Genomic DNA, 11,685 nt, shown 5'->3' with positions numbered 1-11,685 from the left:
TTTTTTTATTTTTCCATAAAAAAACACCCAATCTTAAAAATAAAGATTGGGCGTTTCTATTTAATTCGTTTCAATCAAGCCATATTTTCCATCTTTACGACGATAAACAATACTTGTACCGTTTGTTTCAGCGTCTTCAAAGATAAAGAAATTATGTCCTAACATATCCATTTGTAGGGCAGCTTCTTCACTGTCCATTGGTTTTAGTGATACTCGTTTTGTACGAACGATATCAAGCTCTCCTTGAGAGTCAAGGGTTGCTTCGTCGGGAACGATAAAATCAAACCCTTTTTCACGAGATTTACGATTGATTTTAGTTTTATATTTACGCATTTGTCTTTCTAATTTGTCCACTACTAAATCCACACTCGCGTATAAATCAGGTGAGGTTTCTTCTGCACGTAGAACCAAATATGGTAGTGGAATGGTTACCTCTACTTTAGCAGTTTTGTCAGAGTATACTTTTAAATTCACATGTGCAGTTGCATCTGGTGTATCACTAAAATATTTCTCCAATTTCCCTACTTTTTTTTCAACGTAACTGCGGATTGCCCCAGTCACTTCAATATTTTCGCCACGGACATTATATTTAAACATAAACACTCTCCCCTTTCATCTGACGATATGCCAGAATGTGGAACATCATAGGGACCACTCACTACGATGTTATCCTTAATTCAATTATAAAGGATAGCGCTTTAATTGACAAACAAAATAAGCTACAATTCTCTTTTTTTATCGAGCAATTGAAAAACTACTAACCTTTTTAGCTCCATTTTTCATTAATATATCCTTTGCATATAGGATTGTTCTGCCTGTTGTATATACGTCATCAACAATTAGAAGAGATTGATTTTTGATAAAACTAATTTTTTCACTTTCCAACTGAAATGGCTGCTTCATTTCTAATCTTTCTTTCCTCGTTTTACTAGACTGTTTTAGTTGGTTTGTTTCATTGGCTAAACAATTTGTATATGGAATTTCTGCTGCTTTTAAAATGGCGGTTACTTGATTAAATCCTCTTTTTTGATAACTGGTTTCACTAATTGGAATCGGTACAATAATGTTTTTTTTATCTATTTTTAAATTAGTTTTCACTTCTTCATTGAACAGATTTCTTAATCGGTAGTCTCCTTGAAATTTAAATCTTTCCATCCATTCTTTAATCAATGAATTGTATTCATACAACGCCACATGCCTTAGTTCAACTTCTGGATAAATAAGTTGCCATTTTAGACATTCTGCACACAGGTCTCTTTTTTTTGCTTTGCGACCACACCCTTTACAAGTAAGAAATTGTTTTAAAGGAATTAACTCTTTTTTACATTTTCTACATAAATTTTCTTGTGTCGCTTTAGTAAAAAATAAAATTTCTTTTAACGTCAGCTTTTTTATTTCTTGTTGTCCACAAAAAAGACATTCTAGCATTTTAACAATCCTTTCTTTTTAGCATGTTGATTCATTTTTTTTATTTGTTTTATCGCATTTTTCATGGCTTTAGTTTGTCCATAATGCAAAAATTGAACCTCTCCTCTAGGAAATTCGGGATGTCTGCCAACTCTTCCTGCAATTTGTACAAGGGATGATTCAGTAAACGTTTGGTCTTCTGCGCCTAAAACAAGCACATCAATATCTCTAAAGGTCACACCTCTTTCAAGAATCGTAGTTGTTAATAAACCTGTTAACTTCTCTTCCCGCATCTTTAAAACACTTTCTTTTCTTTTTTCGTCAGCAGCATATACACTTAAAAATAATTGGCTCGGGAAACATTCTTGAATCAATTCCGCTAACTTTTCCATAAGATCAATTTGTGGAACAAATAAGAGAAAGCGTCTTTTTTTGTGGACTAGTTTTGTTAGTAGGTGTTTTAATTTTTTTGGTATTTTATTGAGTGTCAAGTGTTTTTTCCAATCACCTACCCAATGTACTGTAGGCTCTGGCAAAGGATATCCATGGTACCTAGCTGGTAAAATGGTAGCTCTTAATTGGTTACTGGCAATTTCTTTTTGCATTTTTTTAGTTGGTGTCGCAGTTAAATAAATCAATGTTTTTTCTTTTTTCACAGCTTTATTAACAGCAAAATGAAGTCCTTTATCTGAGTGAAATGGAAAAGCATCAATTTCATCAACAATCACTACATCAAAAGCTTCTTTAAATCGCATTAATTGATGTGTGGTCGCAATGACTAAAGGTGTATACTCATACTTTTCTTCACTAGCTCCATATAATACGGCCACTGGTGTATGACTAAAGGCACTTTTTAATCGTGGTGCTAATTCTAGACAAACATCCACTCTTGGTGAAGCAATGCATACTCGTTTGCCTTGACTTAATGCCTCTTCAATTCCAGCAAAAATCATTTCTGTTTTTCCAGCTCCTGTCACCGCCCAAATTAAATGAGTTGTTTTTAAAGCAACGGCTTCTTTGATGGCATTCGAAGCCATTGCTTGCTGGATAGAAAGCTCTCCTCGCCACGTTAAAAGATTGGTTTGATTAGAAGGAAAATGATTCGGCTCAACAATTGAAAATAACGAACTGCATTTTTTAACCTTTCCCATTTGAAGACAACTGGTGCAGTAATAGCAAGTTTTTTTACAGACGCATGGCGCTACTTGACGTTTCTTTTCATTTGTTTCTCCACAACGATTGCAACTAGTTTGACTTCCAAATTCCTCTTGAAATCCACTGTCTACAATAAGATTGGGAATCATGGATGAGGGTACTAGCGGATGCATCTCCTCTTTTAATAAGTGTCTTCCAAAAAGTAGTTCTCTCATAATACTCCTCCTTTAAATAAAACTATACGCAAAAAAAGTCGATAGATTTTCTATCGACTCAAAAAATAATTGCTATTAAATTTGTTTTAATAAGGATGACTTCTAGTTCTATCTTCAATCCAAGCCATCCCTAGCGCACCTTCACCTAGATGAGTCCCAATGACTGGACCAAAATAACTTAATTCAAAACGAACCGTTGGCAACGTTTTTTCTAAATGCTTCTTCCATTTTAAAGCTTCTTCTTCAGCATTTGCATGAATGATGGTCGCTACGATTGGGTAGCCTTTTTCACTATCTTCAACTAGCATACCTTCAATTCTTTTTAATGCTTTTTTTGATGACCTAATTTTTTCAAACACCACAATTTCTTTATCTTCAAAGTGCAAAATAGGTTTAATTTTTAACATTGATCCTAAAATAGCAGCACCATTAGATAATCTGCCCCCACGGACTAAATGATTTAAATCATCTACCATGAAATAAGCTCTAAGAGTTTTTTGCATCTCTTCGAATGCAGTTAAAATTCCTTCGACAGTAGCGCCATGTTTCGCCATGCGCGCTCCTTCTAACGCAAAATATCCTTGCGCCATGCAGCTAATACCAGAATCATATGGAAAAACTTGAATTCCTTCTACCATTGAAGCAGCACCTGCGACATTTTGATACGTTCCACTTATTTTACTAGATAAATGAATACTAATTACAGCATCATAATCTTTAGCCAATTGTTCAAATAATGTGACAATTTCTCCAGTTGTAGGTTGAGAACTGGTGGGTAAGTTTTCCATATTTCGAACTTTTTCAAAAAACTCTTCACTAGTGATATCAACTTCTTCTCGGTAAACTTCATTGCCTACCACAACGGAAAGTGGCAACATGTAAATGTTATTTTGTTTATATTGCTCCTGTGTTAAGTAAGCAGTGCTATCTGTTACAATTGCAATTTTCAACTTTCCACCCCACTATTTACTCATGTATCGTTACATTTTCAGCGTTATTATTATATTCAAGGATTAATTATAGCACATTTTTTGACACTCGTCTTATTAAAAATAAGATTTTTTTGTTTTAAAGGTTCTCTACTTTAACGATTTAAGCAAATGAGCTTTTTATTACATTCTTTACAAATTATTTTCATTTCAATTCAACTCTATTTATTCCTATAAAAAACTGATATTCTTAACAATAGCTACTAACATTCCTCACATTTTTCGTTTATAATGTAAATTAAGATTATGTTAGAGGAAGGAACTCTATATGTTGCAAACTTATCAAACCCTTTATCAAGATGGCGTTGTTGAGATTGAAATTAAAAAATCTCGCTTCATTTGCCATGCAAAAAGAGTTACTGACGAACTACAAGCAAATGAATTTATTCAAGCTATCAAAAAAGACCACTGGAAAGCCAACCACAATTGCGCAGCCTATTTAATCGGGGATCATGATGAACATCAACGTGCTTATGATGATGGGGAGCCAAGTGGCACTGCCGGTGTCCCAATGTTAGAAGTTTTAAAAAAAATGGCATTAAAAAATGTTGTTGTTGTTGTAACTCGCTATTTTGGTGGTACAAAACTTGGCGCAGGTGGGTTGATTCGTGCTTATAGTAAATCTGTCAGCACGGCTATTAAAGAGTTGGGTATCGTTGAAAAAAGTTTACAAACTGAAATTTCGGCTACGGTTGCCTATCCTGATTCAGGAAAACTTGAATACTTTTTAAACCAAGAGCACTATATGATTAAAGACATCGTCTATACTGAAAAAGTAGTTGTTTCGTTTTTTGTTAGCGAGCTGTGCATAACTAAAATAAAAGAAGAATTGACTAATCTTTTAAATGGTCAACTTTCATTCAAAATCGGATCCAAAAGTTATTGTGAAAAAAGAATTGATACTCCTTCTTAATAAAAGCTTACGTTTTCAGCAACGGCTTTCATGATAAAATAATAAAGACTATTTTTAGCGAAGTACACTTATAAGGAGAATGACTGTGAAAAAAAATAACCTAGAACCTGTATCTTCTTCCCCTCGAAACCGGAAGAAAAAGAAAAAAAACTTAACCTTAATTATTTTGATTCCTTTATTAGTATTAATTTTGGCCGCTGTTACTTATGGAGCTAAATTATATGCAGAAGCTAAAAAAACAATAGATGATTCATATCATGAGTTATCTGGAACCAATAATACCATTACAAAAAACGGAAAAACCGTAAAAATAAATCCTATTGAAGATACGATTTCAATCTTGGTCATGGGAATCGATGATGATTCCGCTAGACAACTTGGCAGTGCAAGAACGGATGCCTTAATCTACTTAACAATCAATCCAAAATCACACGAAATTAACATGGTAAGCATCCCACGTGATACTTATACGGATATTAAATCAAAAAAATTTACTGGTAAAGATAAGATTAACGTTGCCTATACTTATGGTGAAGAAGAAGCGAGTATTGCAACCGTTGAAAACTTTTTAAACGTCCCTATTAATTATTATGTGACATTCAATTTCGACTCTTTTCTAGAAATTGTTGATGCGCTAGGTGGTATTGAAGTTGATGTTCCTGTCTCTTTCACTGATACCAATACGTTAGGCAATGGTGAAGTAACGTTAGAAAAAGGCAGACAACATTTAAATGGTGAACAAGCACTTGCACTTGCAAGAACTCGACATATTGATAATGATGTTAAACGTGGGGAGCGTCAACAATTAATTATAAAAGCCATTGTTGATAAAGCGATGTCCGCTGGTTCTATCACTAAATACTCAAATGTAATCAAAGCAGCTGGTTCTAATATGCGGACCAATTTAAAATTCAATGAAATGCTTTCTATCGCTCAAACAGGAATTGACGGTACTTATAAATTCAATTCTTATGTATTCGATTGGACAGACTTTACATTAGATGGTGCAAGTATGGTTGAATTATATCCTGACAGTGTTGACTTTGTCAGTCATCGTTTAAGAGTTTCAATGGGACTAGATAGTAAAAATGAAACTGACAGTTCTGATTATGAATTCAAAACAAATGGACTTGGAAATTATGAGAGTGATAGCTCTGAAATGGACAGTTCCTCTAGTTACTATGGGGGATAACTCAAATAAGAATAAATAAGAGCAACCTACTGAAGGGAACTGCCACTACAATTAGATACAACTAAAAAAGAGCACCTCAAATTTGGTAAAATAAATTTGAAGGTGTTTTCTGATGTCAAAATATAATTTATATCCTGTTGAATTAAAGATTCAAATTATTGAACGATTTCTTACTAGTGAAAGTGCAACTTCATTTCGTGAAGAATTTAAAATTCATGGTATAGAATTATGCGTAAATACGAATGGAATGGTATTAATTTAAAAAGCCTGTTAATCCATATAATACTTTTGGAAATGTGATTAATAAGGATTGGGTAGTGGATAAACCTCTTCGTAACTTGACTATTGATATTCCTTATCTATCTTTTGGTAAATCTATGCTCTCTTTATCCACAATCATAGATGCCTTTACTAGTGAATTGTCGTCTATAAAATTTCAGATCATCTAGATACTAAATTAGATATAGATACCTTAAATCAAATTGAGAAATTTCCAAAAAGCAATTTTACATAGCAATCAAGGTTCAGTCTACATTTCAAAAGATTTTTTTGAAATAGACCGCAAAAAAACGTTATCCAAAGGATGTCCCCCGTAAAGGGACGCCCTCAGATAACGCACCAATAGAATCGTTTCATTCCTCACTAAAGTTTGAAATATTCTACATTAACAAAGAACCTATTGATTCTAATCATATAGTAATTGATATGGTTGAAAATTACATTACATTTTGGAATAATAAACGAATCTTAACGAAATTAAATCGTCTTTCACCAGTAAATTGCCGGAAAAAGATGACCTAATGAGATACTCTTTTTAAATCGTGTCAAAAAGTAGTTGCATGCCCTTAAGGATGCTCTCTTTTATTCTTTTTTATTTTTCATCTGAATTATTATTTCTTTTAGCAAATCTTTTAAATCTGGAAAGTAGCGGCTGGTGATTTTCACCAACTAATCCTATTAGTTCTACAAATAATTCTAATCCAACTAGTAAACTAATCGTTAATAGAACCAATCCCCAAACTGTTGAAATTTTATACAACAGTGCAATAAATGAAAAGATAACTGCTAAACTATAGATTGCCAACACCGTCTGTCTATGAGTTAACCCTAAAGACATTAAGCGATGGTGTAAGTGCATTTTATCCGCGCTAGAAATAGGACGGTTATTCAAATATCTTCGTAACATTGCATAAATCGTATCTGTGATTGGAACACCTAAAATTACAACTGGTATAATTACTGATAAAAAGGTAACATTCTTTAATCCTTGCAGTGACATCACAGAAATCATAAACCCTAAAAATAAAGCTCCTGTGTCTCCTAAAAAGATCTTAGCTGGATAAAAATTATAAGGAAGAAACCCAACTAATGCCGCAACTAATGCAAAAATCATGATTGGAACATTTATGCTTGCAACAGTTAAAAAGAAGTAACCAATGATGCCCATTGTCGATAAAGCAATAATCGATACCCCCGTTGCCAAACCATCTAATCCATCAATTAAATTCACAGCATTTGTAATGGCCAATATCCAAATAATTGTTACAGGGAAACTGAAAATCCCCAAATTAAACGAGCCTATAATAGGTAACGTTACCATATCCATTCGAATACCTGCATAAAAGTAAATAACTAGTGCTGCAGCAACGATCCCTAACAATTTCATTTTTGGGCTCAATTCTTTAATATCATCAATAATCCCAGTTATGATAATTAATGTTCCACCGATAAAAATGGGGAATACTTGCTCAAAAGGAATCGGTAACATAAAAAACATTGAAATGAAAAAGGCTAAGTAAATTGCAAGTCCGCCAATTGTAGGCATCTCTTTTTTATTCACTCTTCTAGCATCAGGTTTATCTGTTGCTCCTATTTTAAAAGCTAATTTTCTAACCAATGGTGTTAGTATCAGTGATAGAATCATCGTTGCTACTAACATAACAACAATATGAAACATATTATACATTAAAAGAACCTACTTTCATTATCGGTTTACTCCAAGTCTATTATACAAATTAAAACTTCAAATTACAATTGCAATTTCTTCAAAAATCATCTACACTTAATAAATAATTAAAATTTAGGAGAAATTTAATGAGAGCCGACCGTTATAAAGCCGAAAAACAACGAAAAAAAAAGAAACGAAAAATAATTCTAATTAGTATCTTCTCTTGTGTACTACTAGCCGTTATTGGATATTTTACATATTTCGCACTAGCTACTAATCAAGTTCTAAACGATATTCAAGGAGAATCCTTGACCTCTACTTCAACAAATCCTAGACCTGCACCTGTTAAATTAAAAAATAAAGAGCCTTTTTCTATTTTACTTTTAGGTGTTGATGAGCGCCCTGAAGATAGTGGTCGAAGTGATTCGATTTTAGTTGCTACTGTTAATCCAAAACTAGACAGTGTTAAACTCATTTCACTTCCTAGAGACACATTTGTTAATCTTCCTCAAAACAAAGGAAAAGACAAAATCAATGCGGCTTATGCCTACGGAGGTATCAACTTAGCTGTTCAAACTGTAGAAAAATATTTAGGCATTCCAATCCATTACTATGCAAAAATTAATATGGAAGGCATGGTAGATTTAGTTGATGCAGTTGGTGGAATCGATGTGGTAAATGAGTATCCCTTTGAATTAGATGGAGTTTCTTTGGATAAAGGAAGTTACAGTTTAGATGGAAATCAAGCACTCCAATATGCCCGCATGCGAAAACAAGATCCTGCTGGTGATTTTGGAAGACAAGAACGACAAAAAGAAGTCATTCAAAAAATCGTTGAAAAAGGTTTGAGTATCACTAGCTTAACTAATTTTAATTCGATTTTTCAAGCTGTTGGTAAGAATGTAGAAACAAACTTTACAGGTAGTGAACTTTGGGATTTACTCAATAATTACAGCTCCGTTGCAAAAAATATTGAAACTTTGAATTTAGAAGGTAAAGACAGCTATCTTTACTATATTCCTTCTTACGGTCAAGAAGTTTACGTATGGGAACCAACAAATGAATCCCTTAGTTCCATTCAACAAGAGCTACAAGCTCACCTTAATTTAGCCCCATCTACAAGTGAAATGAACTCCAATTCAGAGGCAACTCTCGAATCATCTACTGTTGAAGCAACTTATGATGATAATCAAACACCTGCAATTGAAAAAGAGTACGACCCTAATTAATCTAGGGGCGTACTCTTTTTTTAATTATTTTTTTCTAAATAGAATTCGAAACGATTTCCTACATACTGCGTTCTTACATACTCAAAAGGTTTTCCATCTACAAAATAGCTGATTTGCTTCAATCTAAGCACTGCTTCGCCTCTTTTGATATCTAAATACTCTGAGATCTTTTCTGACGCTAGCATAGCTGAAACAGTCTGTTCAGCACGGCCGATCACTAACCCTTTTTCAAGTTCCAATGTTTTGTAGAGAGAACGCGTCACTTCTTGCTTGCTTAATGTCTCTACTAAATAAAATGGAATTGTGGCTACTTCAAAACAAATTGGAATGCCATCTGCATAACGAATACGTTCCATTCTTAAAACAGAAGTTGCTTCTTCTAAATGAAGTTTTTCAGCTTCACTAAAGCTTGCAGGTTTCACGTGATAAGAGACCGTTTTACTTGTAGGTTTTCTTCCTTGAGAAAGCATAATATCGGTAAAACTTTCAATACCAGACATCTGCTCTTGAACTTTTTGACGTGCAACGAAAGTTCCTGAACCAATTTTACGTTCTAAGATTCCTTCGTCCACAAGCGTTTGAATGGCTTGTCGTAAGGTCATTCGGCTAACCTTAAAAAAAGTGGATAACTCTCTTTCTGAGGGAATTCTTTCGCCCACAGCCCACTTACCTTCTTCAATTTCTTTGCGAATTTGGTTATGAATTTGAATATAAACAGGTGTGCTTGCCCCCATAATTAGTTCACTCCTATTTTTGAAGTAATTTCGCTGCTGACTCATCCATAATTATAACAACATTTTCATGGTTTTGTAAAATGCTTGCTGGTACTTCTTCGGTTACTTTTCCTTCAATCGTTGCTTTAATTGCCTCTGCTTTACCTTCACCATAAGCAATTAAAATAATTTTTTTAGCAGCCATAATTGATGCAATCCCCATTGAATAAGCAAAACGCGGCACATCTTCTGCTTTATCAAAGAAACGTGTATTCGCTTCGATTGTTGATTCTGTTAAAGCAACTTTATGTGTTGTTGAATCAAATGGTGTTCCTGGCTCATTAAAACCGATATGGGCATTGCCACCGATTCCTAAAATTTGAATATCAACTGGATTAGCAGCAATGATATCGTCGTAATGTTTGCATTCTGTTTCAGCATCTGCCATGCCATTTGGAACGTACATTTCTTTAAATGGCTTTTGATTGAATAAGTTTTCGTTCATGAAATAGCGATAGCTTTGTGTATCTTCTCCACTTAAACCAACATATTCGTCTAAATTGATTGAAATCATATCCGAAAAATCAACGTCACTTGCTGTCATTTCCTTGTATAATGAAATAGGGGTGCTTCCAGTTGCTAAGCCTAATACTTTAGCGTCTTTTTCCATTCCTTCTTTGATTAATTCAAATGCTTTTTTCCCGCCTGCTTCTTGATCTTTTACAATAATAATGTCCAACGTAATATCCACCTTTTACTTTTTATATTTTATTTTGCTTGAATGCTATTGCCTAAACTGATTGTTTCTTGGATGTGTAAATCTTTATCAAAGAGTACCATATCTGCATCTTTTCCAGCAGCAATAGCTCCTTTTTGTGTCAATCCAAATTCTCTTGCTTGGTTGCCTGATGTCATTTTTACAACGTCCTCAATTGAACAACCTGTAAATTCCATCATGTTACGGAAAGCATCTTGGTATTCTAAAACACTACCTGCTAGATTTCCTGTTTCAAGGCGTGCTTGTTTATCTTTCACGATTACTTTTTGTCCGCCAAGCTCGCTTTCGCCTTCTGGCATTCCTTTTGCACGCATTGAATCTGTAATAAGTTCAATACGGTCTGCGCCTTTGATTAAATAGGCTAACTTGATCATATCTGGATGAATATGGAATCCATCAGCAATGACTTCTGTATAAATGTTTTCTTCTAAGAAAGCATGTCCCGTAACACCTGGTTCACGGTGATGTAACCCCCGTTGTGCATTGTATAAATGTGTAATATGAGAAGCTTTTGAGGTTAATAATTGTTCACGAGTTGCGTTACTGTGGCCAATTGATGGAACGATATTGTGTTCAACACAGTATTCTTCAAATGCAGAAGCATCACTGTTTTCTGGTGCGTATGTTACTAAGCGAATTCGATTGCCACTTAGTTGATTCCATTCATCAAAAACTGCTACATCTGGAACTTCGATGTATTTTTCAGGTTGAGCACCTTTGAAGACTTTTGATACGAAAGGACCTTCTAAATGAATTCCTTGAATAATGGGGTTGCGTTTAGCTGCTTCTTTGATTGCTACCATTGCTTTTGAAATGTTTTCGTGTGATTGAGTCATTGTTGTCGCAAAATAAGACGTGATTCCTTCTTTTTGCATGTCTTTAACCATTGCATCAATTTCGTCAGCGTTTCCGTCCATTGCATCCCAGCCGTAACCGCCGTGGCTATGAACATCAATAAAACCTGGAACGATGATTTTTCCTGTTGCATCAATAATTTCATCATTTGGCTCGTCGGTAAAGTCTTTCATTTCACCTACTGCTAAAATTTCTTTATTGAATCGTACAAATCCGTTTTCAATCTTTCCTTCGCCTGTATAAATCGTTGCATGTTTCAACACTTTTGTACTCATTTTCTTCACCTCGTAT

General features: G+C 34.2%; 12 protein-coding genes. 4 read left to right on the top strand and 8 right to left on the bottom strand.

Features of this window, described 5'->3' with window-relative positions; genetic code table 11:
* Nucleotides 1–60 precede the first annotated feature (60 nt).
* The 4 genes from hpf to CDIMF43_RS04465 form a co-directional block, all read right to left on the bottom strand.
* On the bottom strand, nucleotides 61–597 hold the full coding sequence (gene hpf, locus CDIMF43_RS04480; protein WP_034571442.1) for a ribosome hibernation-promoting factor, HPF/YfiA family: 537 nt from the start codon (nucleotides 595–597) through the stop codon (nucleotides 61–63).
* Nucleotides 598–735: 138 nt separating this feature from the next.
* Nucleotides 736–1,428, bottom strand: coding sequence for a ComF family protein (locus CDIMF43_RS04475; protein WP_074401366.1), 693 nt, complete (start codon nucleotides 1,426–1,428; stop codon nucleotides 736–738).
* Nucleotides 1,422–2,777, bottom strand: a complete 1,356-nt coding sequence (locus CDIMF43_RS04470) for an ATP-dependent helicase ComFA (RefSeq protein WP_109841297.1) — start codon at nucleotides 2,775–2,777, stop codon at nucleotides 1,422–1,424. The genes CDIMF43_RS04475 and CDIMF43_RS04470 overlap by 7 nt, the downstream gene beginning before the upstream one ends.
* An 86-nt stretch (nucleotides 2,778–2,863) precedes the next feature.
* Nucleotides 2,864–3,727 carry a DegV family protein gene (locus CDIMF43_RS04465; RefSeq protein WP_074401364.1) on the bottom strand — a complete coding sequence of 288 codons (864 nt, stop codon included), beginning with the start codon at nucleotides 3,725–3,727 and terminating at the stop codon, nucleotides 2,864–2,866.
* A gap of 307 nt (nucleotides 3,728–4,034) precedes the next feature.
* Here CDIMF43_RS04465 and CDIMF43_RS04460 point away from each other — a divergent pair, with 307 nt between their 5' ends.
* The 3 genes from CDIMF43_RS04460 to CDIMF43_RS13955 all read left to right on the top strand — a co-directional run bounded on the left by CDIMF43_RS04460 (nucleotide 4,035) and on the right by CDIMF43_RS13955 (nucleotide 6,672).
* Complete coding sequence (locus CDIMF43_RS04460) at nucleotides 4,035–4,679, top strand: YigZ family protein (RefSeq protein ID WP_109841296.1); 645 nt, start codon at nucleotides 4,035–4,037, stop codon at nucleotides 4,677–4,679.
* Nucleotides 4,680–4,764: 85 nt separating this feature from the next.
* On the top strand, nucleotides 4,765–5,871 hold the full coding sequence (locus tag CDIMF43_RS04455; protein WP_074401362.1) for an LCP family protein: 1,107 nt from the start codon (nucleotides 4,765–4,767) through the stop codon (nucleotides 5,869–5,871).
* Nucleotides 5,872–6,492: 621 nt separating this feature from the next.
* A complete protein-coding gene (locus CDIMF43_RS13955; protein WP_109841295.1) occupies nucleotides 6,493–6,672 on the top strand; it encodes an IS3 family transposase in 180 nt (59 codons plus the stop codon).
* A gap of 70 nt (nucleotides 6,673–6,742) precedes the next feature.
* Here CDIMF43_RS13955 and CDIMF43_RS04445 read toward each other — a convergent pair whose 3' ends face one another.
* Complete coding sequence (locus CDIMF43_RS04445) at nucleotides 6,743–7,828, bottom strand: glycosyltransferase family 4 protein (protein WP_289847135.1); 1,086 nt, start codon at nucleotides 7,826–7,828, stop codon at nucleotides 6,743–6,745.
* 137 nt (nucleotides 7,829–7,965) lie between these two features.
* Between CDIMF43_RS04445 and CDIMF43_RS04440 the strand changes: the two genes are divergently transcribed.
* Nucleotides 7,966–9,048 (top strand): LCP family glycopolymer transferase, encoded by a 1,083-nt coding sequence (locus CDIMF43_RS04440; protein ID WP_109841293.1) that lies wholly within the window; start codon nucleotides 7,966–7,968, stop codon nucleotides 9,046–9,048.
* Between the two features lie 20 nt (nucleotides 9,049–9,068).
* Here the strand turns inward: CDIMF43_RS04440 and CDIMF43_RS04435 are convergent, their stop codons facing one another.
* From CDIMF43_RS04435 to nagA, 3 genes are read right to left on the bottom strand one after another with little or no spacing between them, the layout of a single operon-like run.
* On the bottom strand, nucleotides 9,069–9,782 hold the full coding sequence (locus tag CDIMF43_RS04435; RefSeq protein WP_074401358.1) for a GntR family transcriptional regulator: 714 nt from the start codon (nucleotides 9,780–9,782) through the stop codon (nucleotides 9,069–9,071).
* Between the two features lie 13 nt (nucleotides 9,783–9,795).
* A complete protein-coding gene (locus CDIMF43_RS04430) occupies nucleotides 9,796–10,500 on the bottom strand; it encodes a glucosamine-6-phosphate deaminase (RefSeq protein WP_074401357.1) in 705 nt (234 codons plus the stop codon).
* Between the two features lie 29 nt (nucleotides 10,501–10,529).
* Nucleotides 10,530–11,669, bottom strand: coding sequence for an N-acetylglucosamine-6-phosphate deacetylase (gene nagA, locus CDIMF43_RS04425; RefSeq protein WP_109841292.1), 1,140 nt, complete (start codon nucleotides 11,667–11,669; stop codon nucleotides 10,530–10,532).
* Between the last annotated feature and the right edge of the window lie 16 nt (nucleotides 11,670–11,685).

It is taken from the genome of Carnobacterium divergens (genome assembly GCF_900258435.1).
Classification (GTDB): Bacteria; Bacillota; Bacilli; order Lactobacillales; family Carnobacteriaceae; genus Carnobacterium; species Carnobacterium divergens_A.
The sequence above is the reverse complement of the archived record's forward strand: the minus strand, read 5'-3'. Positions and strand labels throughout refer to the sequence as shown.